Raw genomic sequence first — 21,608 nt, forward strand, 5'->3', positions numbered from 1 at the left:
TCAACGCTCCGCCTTCAGGGCGCGAACCTCGGCCGACAGCTCCTGGATGGCCTTGGCCAGGACCGGCAGCAGCTGGTCGAGCTTGACCGATGCCACGCGCTCGCCCTGGAACGCGACGCCTTCCAGGTCGACCGCTTCCGGCACCAGTTCGGCCAGCTGCTCGGCGACGAAGAACAGGCGACGACGACCGTCGTCGTTGTACTCGGGCTTGTAGTGACCGGCTGCCAGTTCCATCTGTTCGACAGCCGCCAGGCCGTAGGGGAGCATGCCTTCGATGTTCTTCAGCTTGCGCGAAGAGCCGAAGTCATATCCACCGGTGGTCGAAAGAACGCCGCCTGAGGTAAGTGACATCTTCGGTGTCAGGGCTCCAGGCGTGTTGACGCCGAACCGCAATGTTTCATACTCGGTCCAGATGCCACCGTGCGTATTGCCGCCCGTGTCAATGAGGCCGAGCCCCCCGCCGTAGTTGCCTTGTGAGATCAGTCCGAATGATCCAACTGCATTGCCTGGGGAGGCGTTGATGGGCTTGGCGACGATCTCGCCGTTCGCTGTGAAGTGAACGCGGTTGGCACCCTGGGAGTCGTTGTACCGCAGCCCATTTGCGCTGATCGCAACGTCCACGTTGCTGCCAATATCCACCTGTTGGCCCCGCCCCTGGAGGCTCACGCCTTCCCCGGTCAGGAACAACTTCGCGAATGCGTCTTCAGCTGCATTGACGGACTGGAGCATGGTGCTGCTGGTGCCATCATTGACAATGCGAATCAACGAGCCGCTACCCGCTTGTACCTTGAGTGGGCCGGTCATCTTGTCGCCGGCCTTGTTCAATTTGCTTGTCGGATCGAAGTTGCCGCTGGTCCAGACAGTGCCACCGGCGTTGAGGGTTGCGCTGTAGCCACCGGCCGCGTTGGCGAACGTGAAGTTCGCAGCGTTCTTCAGGATGTAACTATCGGAGGTGCCGAAGTAGATGACGCCGTCATTGGTCGCGCCGGCCCAGCCTGCAACGCGCAGGGAGTTGTTCTTGATGGTGACGCCGCCAGTGAAGGCGCCACCGGCCACATCCATCTTCGCTTCCGGCGCGAAGTTGCCAGCGTGCCATATGACCGAGCCATTCCAGCGCGGCGTGTCGCCATGCTTGATGGTGATCTCGCTGCTGGCGCTGCGGTCGGCGCTCCAGACGCGCCACAGGCTGGAATTTCCCCAGCCACCGATGAAGGATTGTTCGGCGCCGGCGGCACCGAAGCCCAGCAACGGATACGTGCCGCTGATGAACTGCTGGTCGGTGAACGTGTTGCCCCCTCTGGATGCTTTGCCATCCAGCGCCGGCTGCAGCCCGGTCACATCAGCAATCACATGCTTGTGGCCCACCGTGGCGAAATCACCGGCCAGCGCGAACTCGGAGGCATGCTTGCCGTCCAGGGTGTCGGCGTCCAGTCCGTTGCCATGCCCGGTGTCCTTCAGTGCGGCACTCTTCAGCTCCAGCGCAGTGCGCGCCGCCGCGGTGGTCGCAGCCGACAGCAGCGTCTTCGCCAGTGCGGTCGGGGCGCTGGCACCGAAGCGCTTGTCGGTGTAGGCGCGTACGCCACGCGGCGTCACCGCGCGCTGGGTGTCGGTCGCATCTTCTGCTTCGGTGCTGGTAGCCAGTTCGACCACGCCCACGACCTCGGTGGTGGCCGGCGGATAGAGGAAGCCGGCGTCGCCGAACTGGATCTGCGTCGCGTCGATCCCGCTGAAGCGCGTGTCGGTGGCCAGCAGCAGCAGCGAGGCGGCCGACTTCTCCATGATCGGATCGGCCTGGCCGTAGCTGGCGAACAGGGTGCCGTCGGCCAGGTACAGGCCGAACCCGCGCAGCGTGTACGCCGTTGCGCTGTCGTCGCGGATGGTGACGTGCACGGTGTCATCGCCCACCGCCTGGCCACCAAAGGTGAGGAGGCGCTTGATCTCGCCGGGCAGTGCTGTGAGTCCCGCCGAAGGTACGAAGGCGGTCGAGGTCAGGCCGATCTGGGTGATCAGGACGGCGTTGGTGCCGGTGTTGGGCGGATTGACCAGCTTGGCGAAGCCGGCATCGGTGATTTTCAAGCGCATGCGGGGGTTACTCTCCGATCAGTTGAAGGCGGCGGAAGGCCGTGGCGTGGGCGGCTGCAAGGGCGCCGATGGCGGCGTCGGCCTGCATGCCCTGGGTGAAGGTGAAGTGCGATCGCACCGGCTTGGTCCGGCTGATCTCGCCGATGACGTCCTCGACGAACATCGCCGTGGCGGCCTGGCCGCCCTGGTTGGCGATGGTCATCACCGCTTCGAAGGTGTGCGGCGATCCCTTGGGCTGTAGCTGCCACCATTCGCGGATCAGCACCGAGCCACCGAATGCAGCGACCACGTCGCGCACACTGCCGGCGGTGCCCTTGCGGCGCTGGATGGCGATGGCCGTGCGCACCCGGGCGCGCTTCACCGCTTCGGGCCAGTAGGCCTTCCACTCATCCACCGACAGCGCCCAGGCCAGCCAGGGCAGCAGTGCGGTCGGGCAGCGGTCGGCGTCCCACAGTGCGGTGATGTCCACCGGCAGCGGGCGCGCGACGCTGGCGCGGGCGAGCGCGCGCTCGGCGTGGGTGGCGTTGGCGGGCAGCAGGTTCGCTGCCGACGGCACCACCACCTGGGCGTCACCGTCGATGCTCTCGCCGGGTACCGGTGCAGCAGCCAGGGTCACCACGCCTCCCTCGATAAGGCCGCCCTGCAGCGCCTGCCGTCCTTGCGCGTTGGTGCGGTACACCGCCTGCAGCGTCGCCAGCGCGCCACCAGGGTGGCGGAAGGTGCGGTTGCGGCCATCGATCGCGCCGCGCAGGCGCGCGTTGATCAGGCGCGTGCTCGGCTCATTCATCGGTGCCGCCATGGGTCAGGGTCACGCCGGTGCAATGCGTAGCCTGGGTGCGATCCACGACCACGTCGGCAGCGGGACGCGTGATCTCCACACGCTGTACGCCCTCGGCGTGCAGTGCAGCGAACAGGCCCGAACGGGTGACGTCACGGCCGAGGCGATGCGATTCGCTGATGTAGCGATCGAGGCGGCTGCGTGCCTCGGCCAGCACCACCTGCGAGTCCGGGCCGGCAAAGGTGAAGAGCGTGGCGTCGACCGTGTAGTTGACGATCGTGGCCGGCTTCACCAGCACGTGATCGGTCAGCGGCCGCACGTCATCCGCGCTCAGCTTCGCCTCGACGATGTCGAGCAGGCTCTGGGTGGCGGTTCCATCCGCCTCGCGCGACAGCACCGAGACCACGACTTCGCCCGGGGTGGGGCTGGTCGCACTCGCATCGAGTACCCGCGGGTCGGCGCTGAGGGCATGGAATACGTACGCGCCCTCCGGCCCCGCCACGCTGAAGCCTTCCGGGCCCAGCTGGATACGGCGGCGGAAATCTTCATCGCTCTCGTAGCGTGGCGCGATGCCCTCCTGCGGCTTGCCCGGGTCCAGTACCTGGCGGGCGATGCCGAAGATCGCAGCGAGATGGTCCAGGTCGCTGCCGATCGCATAGGCCAGCATCACGCCACGTGCGGCGTCGTTGACGCGTTGGCGGTCGAGCAGGCGCAGGTAGGTGCAGACCTCCAGGATCTTGAAAGCAGGGTCCGACGGCAGCAGCGCGTCGAAGGTGGGATCCAGGGCCTGCAGCGCGGTCAGCGATTCATCGAACATGGCTTCGAAATCGAGCACTTCGATGACCGCCGGGGCAGGCAGCTGGGACAGATTGACACTGGTGAACGAGCCGGATGCCACGGTTAGCGAACCTCGATTCCTTCGATGGTGATGGCCTGCCCGTCGGGTAGATGGATGCCGGTGACTGCCAGGATCATCACGCCGGGGGCGGGGAGGGAGACGTCGACGTTCTCGACGTGGAGCCGCGGTTCCCATCGCGCCAGGGCGTCGACGGTGGCGGCAATCAGGTCCATGCGCAGCGAGCGATTCGTGGGCGCATCGATCAGTTCAAACACGCGTGAGCCGTATTCGCGGCGCAGTACGCGGGAGCCAAGGGGCGTGGTGAGGATGTCACGCACGGATTGGTGCAGATGGGCCAGGCCATCCAGTGATTTGCCGGTGTTGGCGTTGATTCCTCGCATGGTCTCTATCGTCGTGGAGTGCGGGTTTTCAGGGCATTGCACGCGTGGCCATTCAGGCCTGCGCCGGCGTGGTCGGTGCGGTGGGGCCCTGCGCGGTGTGCTTGTGCGCCTTCAGGCCGATGGCGCCGGCCTTGATCTCGCCCGGGGTGCTGATGTCCTTGCCGGCGGTGATCGCACCGGTCACGTCCAGGTCGCCGGTGGCCTTGATCGACGGTGTATCGAGCAGCACCGATTCGCTGGCGATCACCTGTGCGCTTGCGCAGGTCACGATGACCTTGCCGCCGCCGACGTTGACGCTCAGCGTGGCGCTTTCCTGGTCGTACTCGACGCTGCTGCCGTCGGCGAACGCGGTGCGTTGCCGCAGGCGCGAGTCAGCCGGTGCGGCGAAGCGGTCCTGGTACAGGCTGCCCAGCACCAGCGCCTGGCCCGGATCGCCATAGGGGCAGGCGAGCACCACCTGCTCGCCCGGCTCGGGCGCGCACCAGCTGCGCACGCCGGGCCCGGCACGTCGTTCCAGCCAGGGAATCCAGTCGGTGAGCATGCCGTCGGCATCGACGCGCACGCGCGCTGCCGCTTCATCGAGTTCGCGCACGACGCCGATCATCAACAGGTTGCCAATCAGCCGCGCGTGCTCGGCGCTCATGGCGCGTGCTCCGGCAGCGGCTGGTAGCGCGGCTCATGGGCACGGCCGATCTCGGGCGCGAAGCTGAAACTGGCGCGCGGCACCACGCCGCCGCTGTCTTCCCAGGGGTTGCTGCCCAGTGCCATCGGCAGCGACCACTCGACGATCCAGCTGCGCAGCCCTGGCAGCGCCGTGGCGGTGTCTTCAGGCAACGCGGCGATCACGTCGATCGCGCCGCTGGCCACGCCGGGAAAGCGGCCGAGCTGGTGCAGCCAGGTGGCGAGGTCGATGGCGGTGTTGCGCAGCTGCAGTGCCACGCCGGGCGCGTCCGCCGCCAGAACAACACGTGCCTCGAAGCGCAGCAAGGCCTGCATCTGCCCACTGCCGTCGGCGTTGTCCTTGCTGCGGTCGCAGCGGGTCATCGCCAGCAAGCACGCGGGCGTCGTCATGCCTTCGGTGCCGGCCTCCCGATGGAACTCGACGGTCGCGAAGTGCGGGAAGCGCGCACGGATGGCCGCTGCGATGGCGGCAAGCAATGCATCCAGTGGTGGAGGAGAGGGGTCGGTCGCCATGTCAGCTCGTGCATTGAATGGAAAAAGGGCGTGGCCAGTGTTGCCATCACCGCCGTTGGGCGGCATTGCAGGCGTGGCCGTGTGCAGCTGGATCAGCGCGTGGTCGCGGCGCGCAGGGAAGCTGCGCCGCGATCACAGCCCGCAGGCATCAGCGGTTCCGCACCATTGAGCGTGATGCCGCGCTGGCCACCGAGGCTGCACAACAGCGCGTGCAGCTGATCGGCGAGTGCGTGGTACCGACGTGCGACCTCGACGTGATTGCGCAGCAGCGCATCGTCATCAGTGCCATCGAGGTCGGGCAGTGGCCGCGCGACACGCAGTTGCGCCGGCGCGATGGCGAGGTCAATGCGGCAGTGCGCCGCCGGCATTGGCCTGGCGCCAGATGCGCACGAACTCAGCATCAGCATTGCCGCGATCGCGGCCAGGAGTCTTGGCATGGGTGTCGATGTCCCGTTGCAGGGCGTTGAACTGCTGGATGCGCTCGGCCTGCGTGGCCAGTCGCTGCGATTCGGCCCGGGCGCCGGCCCGGGCATTGGCGAGGTCCTGCTGATGTGCGGCCTGCGCCGCATCAGCGCGGGATGCCTGCTGTGCAACCTGGGCGCTGGCAACGGCGAGGTCCGCGCTGCGGTCCCGCAGGGTCCACCCCAGCCAGGCGCAGCCGGCATGGCTGCCGACGAGCAGTAGCAGGCTGACGCGCAGCCTCAGCGCGAGTGGGGTCATGCCAGGGCGCCTCCTGCGGTGCGATAGGCCGCACGCAGCGTCTCCAGCGCGTGTTCCTTCTGCCCGTAACCGGCGCCCGGCAGCGATGCCCAGATGCGCCGCGCCGCGCTGACGGCGGCGTCGAAACGGCCTAGCCGGACCAGCTCGTAGGCACCGCATTGCCTGAGCAGGGCGACGGCGGCGCGATCCTGCGAGACCGGGCCGAAGTCTGGCAGGCCCAGGCGCGCGCGCAGGTCGTCCCAGGTGCTGCGCAGGAACTGGTAGCGGCCGGCAGCGCTGGATTTGATGCCATAGCGCGGCAGCGACACCAGGACGCGGGGATGGTCGCGGTAGGTGTCGAGCAGCTGGCCACCGACGATCACGTCGTAGCCGCGGTCACGTGAGCGCTGGCCGGGAATGTCGGTACCCTCGGACACCGCCAGCATGTCGAGGAACGCGGCCACGTTGGCACCGCCGAGGGCGCTGGCTGCGGCGGCGGTCATGCGGCCGCCTCCGGCTGCTTGCGCACCAGTGCCAGCAGCGCGTCTATCTGCACGCTCTGCTGGGCGATCTGTGCACGCAGGGCGTTGACCTCGCCACGCAGTTGCCCGATCTCCTGCGCCATCGCCTCGCGTTCGTGCATCAAGCCATCGGCGCGGGTGCGCTCGGCGGCGAGCTGCTCCTGCAGGGTGCGCAGGGTGTTGCTGGTGGCTTCATCGGCGGTGCGGTCGACCTTGGCCGACGACAGCCATTGGCGCAGCCACAGCGACACCGCGATCAGTACGCCGGAGGTACCGCCCAGGTATTTGGCCCAGTCCGGTACGCCGGCCAGCAGGTCGCTCTCGTTCATGCGCGTGCGTATCCCTTGAGCAGGGCCGGGTGGACCGCAGGCGGTGGCGCGGAGCGGGCATCGCGCAGGGCGCGCTTGATGGTGGTCTGCGAGACACCGAACTCACGCGCGACGTGGTCGCGTGGCATGCCGCTGGCAACGGCGCGTGCGATGCGTTCGCGGCGCTGCTGCGCACCGGCAGCGAAGCAGGAGGCCAGGAACAGCAGTTCGCCACCGAAGTGCGCGACCAGCCGCCGGGCGACGTCGTAGCCGAGGATGTCGATCAGCCGGTGCTGGTCGGGCAGGGTGGACGGCACGTAGACGATGACGCGGTGGCGGCCGGTGGTGCTGGAGGTGGTCGGCGGCCATGCACGCACCAGCGTGAGGGCTGCGGATTCGCCGATGACCTCGGCGAGGGTCTGGATGCTGTCGGGCAGGGCGTTCATGAGGAGTGTCGTCAGTGGCATTGATCTCCACTGTTGCCCTCCCGTCCTTCCGGTCAACACCTTTCATCTACTTTAGAAATTGCGTGCTGAAGGCATTCAGTGAGCCTGAGCACCGATGAGGACAGCGCTGCGGATGCCTGCGGCGGCTCTCGCCGGGTTGTCGTTGCCGCGGCTGTTTTCCGTATTCCTGTACTCGCTGTCCTCACCGTGTGGAAACAGAGGCAGGTAAAGGGGAATCCGGCAGGTATGGGGTGAGGATGGCCTTGTTGCCCGCCCTCCTGTCCGGGCGCAGGCTCGGAAACAAAAAAGCCCCGGACGATGCCGGGGCTTCAGGACTGCAGGTGGGGCTGGGTCAAAGGTCGAACACCAGGTTGCCGCCGGTCTTGCGGGGGATATAGCCGGCGTCGCGCAGCCAGCGCGCCGCATTGACCTGGTCCATGCGCTTGACGGGAAAGCGGTTGGCGAACATCAGGAAGCGCGCCACCGTGATCGACTCACCCTTGCCCTTCAGGGCGGCCAGGGTTTCGGTGAACCACGGTGCGGGCGGCTGCTGCCTGCCCGGGCGGGCCACGGTACGGGCCTGCGTCGAGCTTCCATAGCCGGCCTGGGCGTGGGCCAGCGAGCACAGCGAGATGAAGATCGCGTCCAGGCTCACGATGTCCTTGCCACCCTTGGGCTGGGACTTGAACAATTCGATGGCCTTCAGGCGCGTCGACGTGAACTGTTCGACCTCCATGGCGTTTCCTCTCTGCGAAAATGGTTGGGGGATGCAGGGTGACGACAGGTGTCGTCGGTGATGGGGCGACCTTACATCATTTTCGCCGATGATGGGTCGCGACCTGCGCTTGCATCGGCGGGAAGCGGGGGCACGCGATGGTGTGCCGTGATCAGATCACGCCGCGCGACAGCAGCTGGTCCAGCGCCCTGCGCACCAGATCGGCCGGCGTGCCGTCATTGTCTACTTCGATGTCGACCAGGTGGTCCGGCAAGGGCTGTTCGCTGGCATGGCCCGGACGGCTGACGCGGATCACGACACCGCCACGACGGCGGATCGCGCGGGCTTCATCGGCCAAGCGCACATCCGGCACCAGTCCGCCTGCAGGCAGGCGTGCGAACAGCGCGCGCACCCGCAGCTCGGGGAGGAGGCACTCACGCCCCGATCCGGTGCCGGTGCTCTGCATCAGGTGCTGCGGGAAGCGTTCGGCCAGCGCCTGCAGCGGGGTAGCAAAGCCGTCGCAGGGCAGCGCCAGCGCCGAGGCCAGTCCATTGGCCAGGGTGTCCTTGCCCGCATGCGTGGCGCCGGCGATGCCGATGTAGAGCGGACCGGCTGACTGCGGGGCAGGCCGCAGCCGAGTGCGGCGCAGGGCGGGGCCGGCACGGAATGCGGCCAGGGTGTCGGCGATCATGCGATGGCCGCTGTCGAGGGAGGCGGGGATCATGCGGAATCTACTCCTGGAAGAAGACGGGGGGCGGTGGCGGTCAGGAATCGCGACCGGCAGCACCGCGCGCGCGCAGCAGGCGCTGGGTGATGCGCCCTCCGCGGGCAGCGGCCGCGACAGGGTCAAAGCACAGCATGGCAGTGCGGGTACGACGGCCAGCGGCAAGGTGATCGCGGATGGTCCGTTCGGACAACACCGGTACCCGCTGGTGGATCTGCCGCACGGTCAGCTGTTCGCCTTCGAAGGCATGCAGTTGGGGACGAGGCATGGCGGAAGCGCTCCTGGAAGGTGGCGTGGCCGATACAGGCATCTTGCCTTTGTGGGCCCCTTTAGTCAACCCCTTTCATCTACTTACGTCCTGATTGATTCGGCCGTTGGGTGGCGCGCGCCCCTCCAATGCACACCGCGCCGGCACCCGGCATCAGAACGGACCTGCCGCCTGCTCGCCGAGGTTGAGCCTGCGCGGCGGCATCAGCCAGACTTTGGCCCGCTCCTTGCCCACAACGCGGGTACGTACGCCATGGCGCTTGACCACATAGGCGGCCGCCTCGTTGACGTCGCGGCGGTTCGGCTTGTCGATGCCCGCGGCAATGACGATTTCGGTGGCGCGGTAGTGCGCGTTCCAGTGCTCGGTAGGCAGGGACCAGTCGAAGCGGCGGTCGATCAGTTCGGCGATCGGCGAGATCGGTTCGTGCTCGCTGTTGGTGGCATTCAGCGCATCCAGCTCCTCACCGGACAGGTGCCAGGTCTCGCCGTTGCGGTACAGCGCATGGGCCTCGGCCCACACCTGCTGCATGTCGATCCGCGCCGGTTCGCCAAGTGCCACGGCATGCACGGTCCACCAGCGCGTATTGCCGGTCGCGTCGCGCAGGAAGCGCTCGTCATTGACACTGGCAAACAGGATGGTACGGCGCGCATAGCGCGATTCGTTGCGCGCGTACGGGCGGCGGATCTCATCATGGCTGCGCGAGATGAACGATTTCAGCGCGGCGATATCGGTGCGGCGGAACGTGGCATCCACTTCGCCCAGTTCGACGATCCACTTGGAGATGACCTGCTTGATGCTGTCCTTGTTGGCCGGATCGAGCACCACGCCGTCGGCGATCAACTGCAGCTCGGCCGGTGCCAACTGCCGGGCCCAGCGCGTCTTGCCCAGATTCTGTTTCGAAACGAACGTCAGCACACCCCGCGCCACCACGCCATCCGGCTCAAAGGCCGCCGCCACGCCGGAGACCATCCAGCGTCGCATCAGCACTTCCTTCAGGATGCGCCCGTCGGCCATGCGCGTGGGCTGCGCCTCCTGCACCGTATCGAAGAAGGCCTGCAGGCGGGACTGGCCGTCCCATGGGCGTGAGGTTATCCAGCTGGCGACCGGATTGTAGGGGTTGGCTTCGGCCACCTGGCACAGGTTGGTTTCGAAGCTGGCGGTGGTCATGCCAGCGCGGTGCATGCAGTCCATCACTTCACCGGCAGCCACTTCCTTGGCATTGTCCACCGTGCTCTGCAGGCCCGGCACCAGGATCTCCAGGTCCTTGCGGATGACGTTGTAGCGCACGGTCACGCCGGTGCGCCGGCACAGTTCGGCCAGATTGCGTGCGGTCGGCAACGGACGGCCGCGCGCGCTGGTATCGGGAAACGGCGTAAAGGCATCGAACGCGGACAGGTTGCCTGGTACCTGATAGTTCGCGCTGGTTGTCGCAGGTGAGACGTCGCCGGCCATGTCATCTTCCGCCACGGCGGCTGGCGGCGGCAGGAGCTGTGCGCGGACCGCCTCCAGCCCTTCGCGCAGATGCAGGTCGTTGAAGTCGGTCGGGCGGTCACTGTCACCGTGCACTGCGGAGAACTCGGGCCATGCCACGCGTGCGTCGATTTCCGCAGCGGCGCGCGTTGCGTGGGTGACGCCGGGATTGTCCACGGGCTGCCGGGTCCATTGATCGTTGTCCGCGCAGAGGACGAACACACCGTCGGGCACGGCGCTGCGCCACGCGCGGGCGACCGCGGCGAGGTTGCCCGCATCCCAGGCCACCACCACGCACCAACCGGTGGCCTGATGGATGGACGCCGCGGTGGCATAGCCTTCGGCGATGGCGATCGGCTGCGCAGCGAGCGCTTTGCCGATGACATGGAAACATCCCTGCTTGCGGCCACCGGACAGGAAGTCCTTGTCGCGCCCCAGTGCGGGTTCCATGCGCGGAAAGATCGCCTGCAGCGAGACGATCCGACCGGCAGCGTTCATCACCGGCACCAGCAGCGCGTTGTCGATGTGGCGGAAGACCAGGCCGTCGCTGTTGCGTACCGGCCACGGCGCCACGCGCAGGCCATGCGCAGGGATGCCCTTGCGCACCAGATAGGGATGGCTGCCGTCCGCAGGTACCGCGCGGTTCCACAGGACATTGGCAGCCTTGGCAGCGGCCTCCTCGCGTTCGCGCTGCTGCTGCTCGCGTTCGGCGCGGGCCGTTTCGTGGCGGTGGCGGATGGCGCGCTGTTCGGCGGCGCTGAGCGTGCCGGGTGACTTCGCGCACCAGGCATGACGGGTGCCGGTACGCCAGCTGCCGAACTCGCCGGCCGGCACCTGGTCGCCGAACAGCACGGCCCACCCATTGCGAGTGCCGGGGCGGTCACCCTCCACATGGAAGCGCACCAGCGTGCCGTCGGCATTGAGTGCCTCGCGGCCGCGGGCGTCCGGCACGATGCCGTGTGCGTGCATGACCTGCAGGAACGCAGGAACGACATCCTGCGCTGGGTGCGATGTGTGCATTCGGCGAAGCCCCTTGAAGCGTGGTCCGGTTCACCGCAGCCTGTGGACGCGCCGCGTGATTCATGCCGGGCGCAGTGCACGTGGCGACCGGCCGACGCGGCAGGGTCAGCCGTAGAGGGGAAGCGGTGATGCGGCCATGGTGTCGGAATGGACTCCCTTTTGCAACACCTTACGACACCTTGCATCCCTGATTCCGGCAGCGCAGCCTGGTGTCGTGAGGATCTGCGATGAGGTTCGCAGATTGTCGCTTCTGCGGCGGCGTGTCGCAGTTGGCGAGAACCGTTTTTCCGATGATGCCGTTGCCGCCAGATGCGGCCTTCCCACACGTCTTCCGCCCTTCCGGGCGCCCATGCACAAGGAGCCTGCATGCCTGAAATCCATTGCAACCACAAACGCCGAACCGATGCCGGGCGCGACTCATCCAACGCCGTTGATGCGTTCTCAATCGGTGCGACCACCCCCCGATAAAATACAGCTGGCATGACGGACACCATCGACGAAGCGCAGGAACTGGAAGCGCGCCATCTGCAACAGGCATTGGCCCAGCACGCAACGCGGGCCCGCACTGTTGCCCCTCTCACACCCATTGGGGAATGCCACAACCCGGACTGCAGCGAAGACTTCAACAACGATCCGGCCAGGCTGTTCTGTGGGCCTGCCTGTGCCGAGCGCTACGAAGCCATCCATCAACACCGCAACGCATAGGAACAGGGGACATGTCTCTGAACAGCAACGACGCTGGCTTCACCGAACGCATCGCCGGAGTGTCGGCCGAGCTCGCCGTGCTGGTGAGCCTGGTGGAGAACCACATCCATCTGCAATTGGCTGACCTGGCCGATTCAGGTGACATGGATGCGCAGGAGCGATTCGCGGTCGCCGATCCGGAGCGCTGGTTGGAGAACGCCCGCCACAGCCTGCAGGCGGGCGTCATGTTCCTGGAACGCGCGGTGCGACAGCCCGCCCGGTTCTAGCGTTGCCGCGTGGGGACGGAAGGGGCCGGTGTGGTCGCCTTCCGTCCCCATCGGAGGACGCAGCGCGCTGCACGAGAGGGGGCTGCGTCATAACGTCGCACCGCCTGTGGAGCAACCCTGAACGTGGTCCAAGGTTGGGCGAGGCCCCGTAGAATGGTGGCGTGCGCCGTTCTGTTCTCCACCGCCGGTTCCAGGCCCTGGCATGGCTTGCCATGCTGCTGGTGCTGCTCGCCCCGCTGGTGAGCCGCTGGCTGGCGCATGGCCACGTTGCGGCCAGCGCACCAGTGGCGACGATGGACCACAGCCTGCACGCACGGCACGCGATGGAGGGCCACCACGACCATCATGCGATGGCGATGCAGCACGGCGACGCGGCCCCGAAGCCTGCAGCCGACCCCCATGCCGATCATGAGAGGGGCGTGGACTGCGACTACTGCCTGATCGCCGCGCGGATGATCACCCTGCTGGTGGCAGCGTTGCTGCTGCTGGCACCGATGACGCCGGTCTGCCGCGCGTTGCGCGGTGCGGTGCAGGCGCTGCCGCAACGGATCAGCGGCACCCTGGGAGCGCGCGGGCCACCGATCCTCAGGGCCGCCTGAGCCGCACGCGCGCTGCAGTGATCTTCCTGCCATGAGGTTGCCGGCCACGGCCGGTGCCCGCACGCGCGTGCTTTTCCCTTTCTGATTGTTGCCCTGCAATGCGGGGTGGCCTTGCATGCCGTGACCCAATGAAAACCAACCCCAACTCCGCGCGCCTGCGCCGGGCGGTGCTGCCTGCGCTGTGTACCTGGCTTCTGCAGGCGGCGCCTGCCTTTGCCGCCGAGGCGGTGCCTCCGACCACGCTGGATACCGTGCGCGTGGTCGATACCCGCAGTAGTGAGCTGTCTTCCACCGCCAACGCAGGTTCCGCACTGGGCCTGAGCGTGCTGCAGACGCCGGCCAGCCTGACCGTGATTTCACGCGAACAGCTGGAGCAGCGCGGCGATACCAACCTCAACGATGCGATCAGCCGCGCAGGTGCGATCAGCGCCATGCCGCACCCCGGCAACGGCCTGAGCGCGCTGTCCAGCCGCGGCTTCACCGATGGGGCGTCAGTGATGCGGTTGTATGACGGGTTGCGCCAGTACGGCGGCGTGGGCATCACTTTCCCGTTCGATACCTGGTCGATCGAGCGCATCGAAGTGCTGCGTGGGCCAGCTTCGGTGATCCATGGTGACGGCGCGATCGGCGGCGTCATCAACATCGTGCCGAAGAAGCCCTCGCGCGGCGCCATCGAGAACGAAGTCAGCGTGACTGTCGGCAGTGAGGACACCGCACGCCTCGGTTTCGGCAGCGGTGGCGCGCTGACCCCGGCGCTGGCGTACCGGCTGGACGTGAGTGGCAATTACAGCGTCGGGTGGGTCGATCGCGGGCGCAACAGCGACGCCACCTTCTCCGGTGCGCTGCTGTGGCAGCCGCGCGATGACCTGCAGCTGACCCTTACCCATGCGCAGGGCCAGCAGCAGCCGATGCGCTACTTCGGCACGCCGCTGGTCGACGGTCGCCAGCTGGACGCGCTGCGCCACCGCAACTACAACGTGGAAGACAGCCAGATCCGCTTCCGTGACCGCTGGACCCAGCTCGACGCGCTGTGGACGCCCACTGCGAACGTGGAATGGCGTACCCGTGTCTACCAGATCGACAGCCAGCGCGACTGGCGCAATGCCGAGGCCTATGTCTACAACCCACGCAGCGGCCTGGTTGATCGGTCCGGCAATACCCAGATCACCCACAACCAGGACCAGACCGGGCTGACCTCGACGCTGCGCGTGCAGGGTGAGGTGGGCGGGCTGGTGAACAGTTTCGCGGTGGGGCTGGATGCCAACCGTGCGCACTTCAAGCACACCAACAACACCTATGCCGGCAGTTCGGGCCCGGTCGATCCGTTCCATCCGGTGCCCGGCACGTTCGTCAGCGATGCGCCGAACCTGCCGCGTTACCGCAACCGCGCCGAGCAGTACGCGCTGTTCGTGGAGGACCGGCTGGCACTGAGTGAGCGCTGGTCGGTGCTGGGTGGACTGCGCCACGATCGTGCCGACATTGGTCGCACCGATCTGGTCAGCGGCCAGCGTGCGTTCTCGAAGACCTACAGCAGCACCGGTTGGCGCACCGGCACGGTGTTCGCGCTGCGCCCGACGCTGAGCCTGTACGCGCAGTATTCGCAGGCGGCGGACCCGGTCAGCGGCCTGCTGATGATCAGCCCCGCCAACGGTGCGTTCGACCTGGCCAAAGGCCGGCAGGTGGAGGTGGGCTTGAAGCAGGCCTTCGACGGCGGCGAGTGGATGCTGGCCGCGTACCGCATCCGCAAGACCGGTCTGCTCAGCCGTGACCCGCTGCAGCCCGACCGCCGGGTGCAGGTGGGCGCGCAGACCTCGCGTGGCATCGAGGCTTCGCTGAACTGGAACTTCGCGCCGGACTGGTCGCTCGATGCCAACGCCACGGTGCTGAAGGCCGAGTTCGAGGACTTCCTGGAGGCCACAGGTTCACCGGTCGTGCTGGTCTCGCGCGATGGCAACGTGCCGCCGAACGTGGCCGAACGCCTGGCCAACGTGTGGTTGAGCTGGCAGTTCCTGCCCGACTGGACCCTGGCCGGCGGCGCGCGCTACGTCGGCAAGCGCTACGCCGACAACGCCAACACGCTGGAGCTGCCGGGCTACAGCACCACCGACCTGGCGTTGTCCTGGCAGGCCGCGCCGCGGACGCGGGTGACTGCACGCCTGTTCAATGTGTTCGACAAGGCGTACTACGCCACCGCGTACTACACCAGCACACAGTGGTTGTTGGGTGCTGACCGGCGCGTCGAGTTCACTGTCGATCATCGCTTCTGAGGGCGCCGTCCATGTCGCTGCGTTCCACCGCCAAGCGCTGGACCTACCTGGTGCATCGCTGGCTGGGCATCGGAGGGTGCCTGTTGATGCTGCTGTGGTTCGTCAGCGGCATGGTGATGCTGTTCATCGGCTATCCAAAGCTGACCCCCGGTGAGCGCCTGGCGGCGCTGCCGGTGCTGGGTGATGCCGTCGATTGGCGAGGGCTGTCGGCGCTGCCAGGCGCTGTACAGGCCGAGCCGGAAGCCGTGGCGCTGACCACGCTGCGTGGCGAACCCGCCTATGTGGTGCGCAGCGGCAGCAACGTCGGCGCGTGGTCGGCGCGGACAGGCCAAGCGATGCTGCCAGTGTCGGCACAGCGCGCCGAAGCGTCGGCCGCGCAGTTTGCCGGCGGGCAGGCCTTCGTTGGCGCAATGCGCGTGGATGAGGATCGATGGACACACTCGCGCACACTGGATGCACATCGGCCGCTGTACCGGGTCGAGGTAGGTGGTACCCAACCTGGGGACCTGTACGTGTCCTCGCACACGGGCGAGGTGGTGCTGGATGCGCCGCATGTGCAGCAGCGCTGGAACTATGTGGGCGCATGGTTGCACTGGCTGTACTTCCTGCGCATGCAGTCGGTGGATCCGGTATGGACCTGGGTGGTGATCGTGCTGTCGGCGCTGTGTACCGTGGCGTCCGTCAGCGGCATCGTGGTCGGCCTGTGGCGCTGGCGTTTCCGTGGGCGCTACCGCTCCGGTGCGAAGACGCCGTATGTCGAACCCTGGATGCGCTGGCACCATCTGATCGGTCTGGTCGCTGCTGCCTTCGTGTTCACCTGGATCTTCAGCGGCCTGATGTCGATGAACCCGCTGGGTGTGTTCAGCAGTACCCGCGATGCGATCACTGCCGACCGTTACCGCGGTGACCGGGTGGTGGTGGATGGGGCGCTGGCCGAACCGTCGGCGTTGCTGGCGGTGGCCGGCGACGCGCGTTTCCGGCCGGTGGAAATCCAGTGGCGTCGCATCGGTGGCGAGCTGTTCGCGCTGTTGCTGGACGGGCAGGGCGATACCCGCATCGTGTCCAATGTGCACGGGCGGCTACAGGTCGCGCGCCAGTTGCCTGCTGCGCGCCTGCGGCAGCAGGTAGCCCTGATGTCGGATGCGCCGCTGCAGGACTTCCGCGTCCTGCAGTCGGCTGATGCCTACTTCTATCCGCGCGCGCCCGAAGCCATGAACGGTGCAGCCGTTCGCCGCTTTCCGGTGGCAGTTGCGGACTTCGGTGACGCCGAGGCGACGCGTGTCTACCTCGACCTGGCCAGCGGTGACCCGCTGTTGACGATGGGGCGCCGCGAGCGGGTGGGGCGCTGGCTGTTCTACTTCCTGCACAGCTGGGACCTGCCGGCGATGCTGCGGCAGGACATTGTGCGACTGGGTGTGTTGCTGCTGCTGAGCGTGGCGGGCACTGCGCTATGTGCGACCGCTACTGTGATCGGCTATCGGCGCGTGCGGATGAAGGTGCGGCGTCGGCGGCGCTGATGCTGCGGGTCACACCCGCAGCCAGCGCGTGGACATCGCCACCAGCAACAGGGCCGTCGCCACGCCGATGAACGCGGCGATCAGGCCGACGTGGTTGGCGGCGAAGCCGATCAGCGCCGGGCCCGCAAGGATGCCGGCGAAGCCCAGCGTCGACACCGCCGTGATCGCCAGTGCACCGGGCATGCGGGTCTGGTGGCCGGCCAGCGAGAACAGGGCCGGCGCGATGTTGGCGCAGCCCAGGCCCACCAGCACGTAGCCGACCAGAGATGCCTGCCAGGGCGTAACCAGGGTCAGCACCAGCACGCCGCTGGCGGCGAGCAGGGCGCCGAACACGATCGCGCGCTGGCGACCGACGCGTGCCACTAGGGCATCGCCAAACAGGCGCGCGATGGTCATGGTCAGGGTGAAGGTCACATAGCCGATGCCCGCAAGGCTGGCGTCGACACGACGCACGTCGCTGAGGAACACCGCGCTCCAGTCCAGCATCGCGCCTTCGCCGAGAAAAGCGACGAAGGCCAGTACGCCGATGAACAACACCACGCCGTGCGGCATGGCCAGCATCGGTGTGTCGTGCGGCATGCGTTCGCGGTGCCAGTGCGATGCCGACAACAGCATCACCAGCAGCATCGCGCCCACGCCGATCAGCACCGACGCCAGCGGTGGCAGTTGTGCGGAGAGCAGCACGGTCATGGTGGCCGCGCCGATGAAACCGCCGATGCTGAAGAAGGCATGGAAGCCGGACATCATCACGCGCCGCGCTTCGCGCTCGACGATCACCGCCTGCACGTTCATCGTGCAGTCCATTGCGCCCACCGCGGCACCGAACACGAACAGCACCAGTCCCAGCAGCCAGGCCGTGTCGGCCAGCACCAGCCCGGGCACGCTGAGGCAGATCAGCAGCGTGCTGGCCACCATCACCCGACGGCAGCCCAGGCGCGCGGCCAGCACACCGGACAGCGGCATCGCCAGCAGCGAACCGGCACCGAGGCAAAGCAGCACCAGGCCCAGCGTGGCATCGTTGATGTCCGTATGTGACTTGGCGAACGGTACCAGCGTGGCCCACAACGCGGTAGCGAAGCCGGGAATGAAGAATGCAGCGCGGGTCGCGTGCTGTTCGGCACGCGCGCGGTTGGCAAGGGACATGGCGGTTGGATCAGGGCAGGGTGGGATGCACGGCGATGCCGGCGGCACGGAAGCGGGCGGCCAGTGCGGGGGGCGCTGACGTGGTCAGTACCAGATCGTCGATTTCGTCCAGGCCGGCAATCTGCCAGTGGCCACGGGCACCGAGCTTTTCGTTGGTGGCGGCGACGATGATGCGGCTGCTGCAGGCGACCATCGCGCGCTTCAGCGTGGCTTCCTCTGGATCCATCGCCCACACGCCGGTGTCGCCGTCCACCGCGCAGGGGCCGGGCAGATAGACATCGGCGCGCAGCCGTTGCACCTGCGCCAGCGCTTCGGCGCCGACCGCACCACCGCCACGGGCCAGCCGGCCGCCGATCAACTGCACGGCGATGCCTTCGTGATAGCTGGCGGCGGTAGCAATCTGCGGAGCATTGGTGATCACCGTCAGCCCGAGCGCGGCAGGCAGCTGCTGGGCAATGGCCAGATTGGTCGAGCCCGCATCAAGCAGTACCACTTGGCCCGGTTGCAGCAGAGCGCAGACGCGAGCGGCCAGTTCGGCCTTGTCGCCCCGGTCATGGGTCAACCGCTCACGCAGCGGGCGTTCCTTCGGCGGCGGCAGCACCGCCCCGCCGTAGACACGCTGGCACAGGCCCTGGGCGGCCAGTTCGCGCAGGTCGCGGCGGATCGAATCTTCGGAGACGGCGTAGCGGCGCGCCAGGTCGGCGGCGACCACGCGACCCTGCTGGCGCAGTTCTTCGAGAATCTGCTGGGTGCGCTGGGCGGGAAGGGGGCTGGGATCGGAGCTCATGCCGGGAATCATGCATGAGTGTGCATGAACGTGCAACATCAGGCATTGCGTTCCGCGGCGCAGGCGGGGTTGGGAATACGGCGCTTCCCCGGCATCATGGCCGCGCTCCCTGGCATGGAATCCCTGATGTCCCTCACCGTTCACCACAAGCTGCGCATCGGCGCCGACCAGTACACCGGCCAGAAAGTGGTCGACCAGCAGTTCCAGCAATGCGACTTCTCCGGCGCGGACCTGACCGCGACCGAGTTCATCAACTGCAGCTTCTACGACGCCGACAGCCGCACCGGTTGCCGCTTCAACGGTGCCACGCTGAAGGAGGCCAGCTTCCGTGGCTGCGACCTCAGCATGTGCCACTTCAATTTCATCAAGGCGCTGGGCCTGGAGATCAGCGAGTGCCGCGCACAGGGCGCGGATTTCAGCAATGCCAGCTTCATGAACCAGATCACCACGCGCAGCGGGTTCTGCAGCGCGTTCATCAAGAAGTCGAACCTGCGCTACGCCAATTTCTCGCGGGTGACGCTGGAGAAGTGCGAGTTGTGGGAGAACCGTTGGGACGGCGCCAACGTGAGCGGTGCCAGCTTCGCCGGTTCGGACCTGTCCGGTGGCCAGTTCGAGGGCATCGACTGGAACAGCGCCAATTTCACCGATTGCGACCTGACCAACTCCGAGTTGGGTGAGCTGGACGTGCGCAGCGCCAACCTGCGTGGCGCACGGCTGGACGTGCAGCAGGTGGCGCTGCTGATGCAGCGGATCGGCATCACTGTGGTGCCGTGATGACGGTCCGGCCGCATCACGTTGCGTAGGCTACCCAGCCCTTGAAGCTGAAGCCGGCGTAGAACAGCTCCACATCGTCGAAGCCGGCCTCCTGCAGCAGCGCGACCTCCTGCTCGGGTGACAGCAACGGCAGCCGCTCGGCAATGGCCTCGATCGCGCGCTGCGCATCCACGCGCGCAACGCCAGAGGCTTCGGCAAACGCCGCGTAGCGCTGCAACCAGCGCAGCTTGCCGTCCGGATCCTGCGGCACGCTGTGGTGGGCGACCACCAGAGGGGCACCCGTGCGCAGTCGCTTGTGCAGTTCGCGCAGCGTATGCAGGCGTTGCGTGGCGTCGAGGAAGTGCAGGGTCAGCAGGCAGCTGGCGCCGTCGAAGCGCACGTCCGGAGCATCGTCGATGTAGCCTTCCAGCAGCTCAACGCGTGCGTTCAACGGGCCCAGCGTCTGCTCGGCCAGGGCCAGCATCGGTGCGGCCGGGTCCACGCCCAGCAGCTGCCAGCCCGGTTGGGCTTCGGCAAAGGCCTTCAGTTCCAGGCCGCCACCGGCGCCCAGCACCAGCACACGCCCGTGCACGGGGACCCGTTCGGCCAGCAGCAGACGACTCATCTGCTGCAGGGCGAGGTAGCCCGGCACCTGGCGCAGCGGGCCCTCGGCATAGCGGGCCACGGCCTGCGGATCGGAAAACGAGGACATGCGGGCATTCCTGCAACGGGGACTTACCACTGTACCGTGGCATGCAAGTGCCAGTGCCGCAGGGCACCAGCATCGCGCTCAGCGCATGGCCTGTGCCAGTACCTGCCAGATGCGCGGGTCCTGGCATTGCGAGACATTGAACCGCAGGTAGTCGGCCGCGCGCTGCGATTGGCTGAAGGCGTTGCCCGGTGCCAGCACGATGCCCTCGCGCAGGCAGTGCCGCGCCAGGGCCGCGGCGTCGCGGCCATCGGGCAGCTGGCACCACAGGAACAGGCCGGCTTCGGGCTGCAGCCACGGGGTGATGCCCAGGGTGTGCAGTTTCCGCAGCGCATGCCGGCGTGCGTCGGCCAGGCGCGAACGCACCGACTGCATGTGGCGGCGGTAGCCACTGTCGGTCAGCGCGATGTGCATCAGCTGCATCGCCAGATGGCCACCACCGAAGCTGGTTGCCAGCTTCAGGTCGGTCAGCGCGTCGATCCAGTCGTGGCGCGTTGCGATGTAACCGCACCGCGACGCCGCCGACAGCGTCTTGGAAAAACTGCCGACGTGGATCACCCGCGACAGCCCATCCAGCGCGGCAAGCCGCGGTGCGTGCTGCAGCTCGAAATCGGCAAAGATGTCATCCTCGACGATGATCAGTTCGCTGCGCTCGGCCAGGCCCAGCAGGCGGTGAGCGGTGCTGGCGGAAAGCACGGCGCCGGTCGGGTTGTGCAGGCCCGAATTGGTGATGTACAGCCGCGGCGAATGTGCCTGCAGCGCCTGCGCGAACGCATCCAGGTCCGGGCCGGTGTGGGTATACGGAACGCCGACCGCCTGCACCTGGTGTGCCTTCAGTAGCGCGTGGTAGTTGAAGTAGCTGGGGTCATCCACCAGCACGCAGTCGCCGGGCTTGAGCAGGAAGCGGCAGATCAGGTCGACCGCGTGCGTGCCCGATTCGGTCAGCAGGATCTGTTCCATCGGCGCATCGATACCCAGTGCAGCAGCACGCCGCTGCAACAGCTGGCGCAATGCGGGCAGGCCGAGCGGGCCGGCGTAGTCGACCAGCTGCGCAGCATCGACACGTGCCAGCCGGCGCAGGCCGCGACGCATGCCGTCCTGGTACAGCCAGTCGCTGGGCATCCAGCCGCAGCCCGGCTTGAGATGGCCCGCGGGCGTCTCCAGCGACTGTCTTGATACCCATAGCGGGTCCACCACGCGGTCCAGCCGCGGCTCCATCGCGGCCAAGGCCAGCGGTGCGGCCGGGCCACTGACGTAGAAGCCCGAGCCGGCACGTGCACTGATCACGCCTTCAGCCGCTAGGTGTGATCTCTCGGTAGGTTGTTCATCCGGGGCATCTTTGGAAAATGGTGGTTACCACACCTGTCCAGCCCCCAAAGAGCCCGGATGAACCACCAT

At 67.3% G+C, this 21,608-nt stretch carries 24 protein-coding genes and 1 pseudogene; 6 read left to right on the forward strand and 19 right to left on the reverse strand.

The features are described from left to right. The 15 genes from ACMZPQ_RS16980 to ACMZPQ_RS17050 all read right to left on the reverse strand — a co-directional run bounded on the left by ACMZPQ_RS16980 (position 1) and on the right by ACMZPQ_RS17050 (position 11,413). Complete coding sequence (locus tag ACMZPQ_RS16980) at positions 1–2,082, reverse strand: tail fiber domain-containing protein (protein WP_197580309.1); 2,082 nt, start codon at positions 2,080–2,082, stop codon at positions 1–3. A gap of 7 nt (positions 2,083–2,089) precedes the next feature. Further along, positions 2,090–2,638 carry a phage tail protein I gene (locus ACMZPQ_RS16985; RefSeq protein WP_312645465.1) on the reverse strand — a complete coding sequence of 183 codons (549 nt, stop codon included), beginning with the start codon at positions 2,636–2,638 and terminating at the stop codon, positions 2,090–2,092. A gap of 223 nt (positions 2,639–2,861) precedes the next feature. Further along, positions 2,862–3,758 carry a baseplate assembly protein gene (locus ACMZPQ_RS16990; protein WP_197580307.1) on the reverse strand — a complete coding sequence of 299 codons (897 nt, stop codon included), beginning with the start codon at positions 3,756–3,758 and terminating at the stop codon, positions 2,862–2,864. A gap of 2 nt (positions 3,759–3,760) precedes the next feature. Continuing rightward, positions 3,761–4,099 carry a GPW/gp25 family protein gene (locus ACMZPQ_RS16995; RefSeq protein ID WP_008264997.1) on the reverse strand — a complete coding sequence of 113 codons (339 nt, stop codon included), beginning with the start codon at positions 4,097–4,099 and terminating at the stop codon, positions 3,761–3,763. 52 nt (positions 4,100–4,151) lie between these two features. Further along, positions 4,152–4,742 carry a phage baseplate assembly protein V gene (locus ACMZPQ_RS17000; RefSeq protein ID WP_197580306.1) on the reverse strand — a complete coding sequence of 197 codons (591 nt, stop codon included), beginning with the start codon at positions 4,740–4,742 and terminating at the stop codon, positions 4,152–4,154. Next, the gene (locus tag ACMZPQ_RS17005; RefSeq protein ID WP_197580305.1) at positions 4,739–5,293 is read right to left on the reverse strand and encodes a hypothetical protein; all 555 of its coding nucleotides are present in this window, start codon (positions 5,291–5,293) and stop codon (positions 4,739–4,741) included. The genes ACMZPQ_RS17000 and ACMZPQ_RS17005 overlap by 4 nt, the downstream gene beginning before the upstream one ends. Before the next feature lie 92 nt (positions 5,294–5,385). After that, the gene (locus ACMZPQ_RS17010; protein ID WP_197580304.1) at positions 5,386–5,661 is read right to left on the reverse strand and encodes a hypothetical protein; all 276 of its coding nucleotides are present in this window, start codon (positions 5,659–5,661) and stop codon (positions 5,386–5,388) included. Continuing rightward, positions 5,636–6,013: a hypothetical protein gene (locus ACMZPQ_RS17015; protein ID WP_197580303.1), complete on the reverse strand. Its 378-nt coding sequence runs from the start codon at positions 6,011–6,013 to the stop codon at positions 5,636–5,638. Before ACMZPQ_RS17015 ends, ACMZPQ_RS17010 begins: the two co-directional genes overlap by 26 nt. Next, complete coding sequence (locus tag ACMZPQ_RS17020) at positions 6,010–6,495, reverse strand: glycoside hydrolase family 24 protein (RefSeq protein WP_197580302.1); 486 nt, start codon at positions 6,493–6,495, stop codon at positions 6,010–6,012. Before ACMZPQ_RS17020 ends, ACMZPQ_RS17015 begins: the two co-directional genes overlap by 4 nt. Beyond that, complete coding sequence (locus ACMZPQ_RS17025) at positions 6,492–6,842, reverse strand: hypothetical protein (RefSeq protein ID WP_004154677.1); 351 nt, start codon at positions 6,840–6,842, stop codon at positions 6,492–6,494. The genes ACMZPQ_RS17020 and ACMZPQ_RS17025 overlap by 4 nt, the downstream gene beginning before the upstream one ends. Continuing rightward, positions 6,839–7,267: a helix-turn-helix domain-containing protein gene (locus ACMZPQ_RS17030; protein ID WP_312645433.1), complete on the reverse strand. Its 429-nt coding sequence runs from the start codon at positions 7,265–7,267 to the stop codon at positions 6,839–6,841. Before ACMZPQ_RS17030 ends, ACMZPQ_RS17025 begins: the two co-directional genes overlap by 4 nt. Before the next feature lie 352 nt (positions 7,268–7,619). Continuing rightward, a complete protein-coding gene (locus tag ACMZPQ_RS17035; RefSeq protein WP_197580300.1) occupies positions 7,620–8,003 on the reverse strand; it encodes a hypothetical protein in 384 nt (127 codons plus the stop codon). 151 nt (positions 8,004–8,154) lie between these two features. Further along, entirely contained in the window at positions 8,155–8,706 is a 552-nt protein-coding gene (locus ACMZPQ_RS17040) for a nucleoside/nucleotide kinase family protein (RefSeq protein WP_197580299.1), read from the reverse strand. 40 nt (positions 8,707–8,746) lie between these two features. Further along, entirely contained in the window at positions 8,747–8,974 is a 228-nt protein-coding gene (locus tag ACMZPQ_RS17045; RefSeq protein WP_008268745.1) for a hypothetical protein, read from the reverse strand. Between the two features lie 153 nt (positions 8,975–9,127). Further along, positions 9,128–11,413, reverse strand: a complete 2,286-nt coding sequence (locus ACMZPQ_RS17050; RefSeq protein WP_495495851.1) for a VapE domain-containing protein — start codon at positions 11,411–11,413, stop codon at positions 9,128–9,130. A 531-nt stretch (positions 11,414–11,944) separates the two neighbouring features. Here ACMZPQ_RS17050 and ACMZPQ_RS17055 point away from each other — a divergent pair. From ACMZPQ_RS17055 to ACMZPQ_RS17075, 5 genes are all read left to right on the forward strand, one after another. Further along, complete coding sequence (locus ACMZPQ_RS17055) at positions 11,945–12,169, forward strand: hypothetical protein (RefSeq protein ID WP_008265251.1); 225 nt, start codon at positions 11,945–11,947, stop codon at positions 12,167–12,169. Positions 12,170–12,180: 11 nt separating this feature from the next. Further along, entirely contained in the window at positions 12,181–12,435 is a 255-nt protein-coding gene (locus ACMZPQ_RS17060; protein WP_197580297.1) for a hypothetical protein, read from the forward strand. Positions 12,436–12,647: 212 nt separating this feature from the next. Beyond that, positions 12,648–13,034, forward strand: a complete 387-nt coding sequence (locus ACMZPQ_RS17065) for a DUF2946 family protein (protein ID WP_197580346.1) — start codon at positions 12,648–12,650, stop codon at positions 13,032–13,034. A 128-nt stretch (positions 13,035–13,162) separates the two neighbouring features. Next, the gene (locus tag ACMZPQ_RS17070) at positions 13,163–15,301 is read left to right on the forward strand and encodes a TonB-dependent receptor (protein ID WP_197580296.1); all 2,139 of its coding nucleotides are present in this window, start codon (positions 13,163–13,165) and stop codon (positions 15,299–15,301) included. 11 nt (positions 15,302–15,312) lie between these two features. Next, entirely contained in the window at positions 15,313–16,818 is a 1,506-nt protein-coding gene (locus tag ACMZPQ_RS17075; protein WP_197580295.1) for a PepSY domain-containing protein, read from the forward strand. 9 nt (positions 16,819–16,827) lie between these two features. Here the strand turns inward: ACMZPQ_RS17075 and ACMZPQ_RS17080 are convergent, their stop codons facing one another. Together ACMZPQ_RS17080 and ACMZPQ_RS17085 are read right to left on the reverse strand one after the other, a co-directional pair. Next, positions 16,828–17,961, reverse strand: a complete 1,134-nt coding sequence (locus ACMZPQ_RS17080; RefSeq protein WP_197580294.1) for an MFS transporter — start codon at positions 17,959–17,961, stop codon at positions 16,828–16,830. 10 nt (positions 17,962–17,971) lie between these two features. After that, positions 17,972–18,748, reverse strand: a complete 777-nt coding sequence (locus ACMZPQ_RS17085; protein WP_197580293.1) for a DeoR family transcriptional regulator — start codon at positions 18,746–18,748, stop codon at positions 17,972–17,974. 126 nt (positions 18,749–18,874) lie between these two features. On the opposite strand from ACMZPQ_RS17085, the gene smqnr reads away from it, so the two are divergent. Then, a complete protein-coding gene (gene smqnr, locus ACMZPQ_RS17090) occupies positions 18,875–19,522 on the forward strand; it encodes a SmQnr family pentapeptide repeat protein (RefSeq protein ID WP_197580292.1) in 648 nt (215 codons plus the stop codon). A 16-nt stretch (positions 19,523–19,538) separates the two neighbouring features. Here smqnr and ACMZPQ_RS17095 read toward each other — a convergent pair whose 3' ends face one another. Beyond that, positions 19,539–20,213 (reverse strand): methyltransferase, encoded by a 675-nt coding sequence (locus ACMZPQ_RS17095; RefSeq protein ID WP_197580291.1) that lies wholly within the window; start codon positions 20,211–20,213, stop codon positions 19,539–19,541. 78 nt (positions 20,214–20,291) lie between these two features. Continuing rightward, positions 20,292–21,512: pseudogene (locus ACMZPQ_RS17100) on the reverse strand (aminotransferase-like domain-containing protein); the annotation flags it as partial. Positions 21,513–21,608 lie beyond the last annotated feature (96 nt).

Origin of the sequence: Stenotrophomonas maltophilia, assembly GCF_047497515.2 — a bacterium.
Taxonomy (GTDB): Bacteria; Pseudomonadota; Gammaproteobacteria; order Xanthomonadales; family Xanthomonadaceae; genus Stenotrophomonas.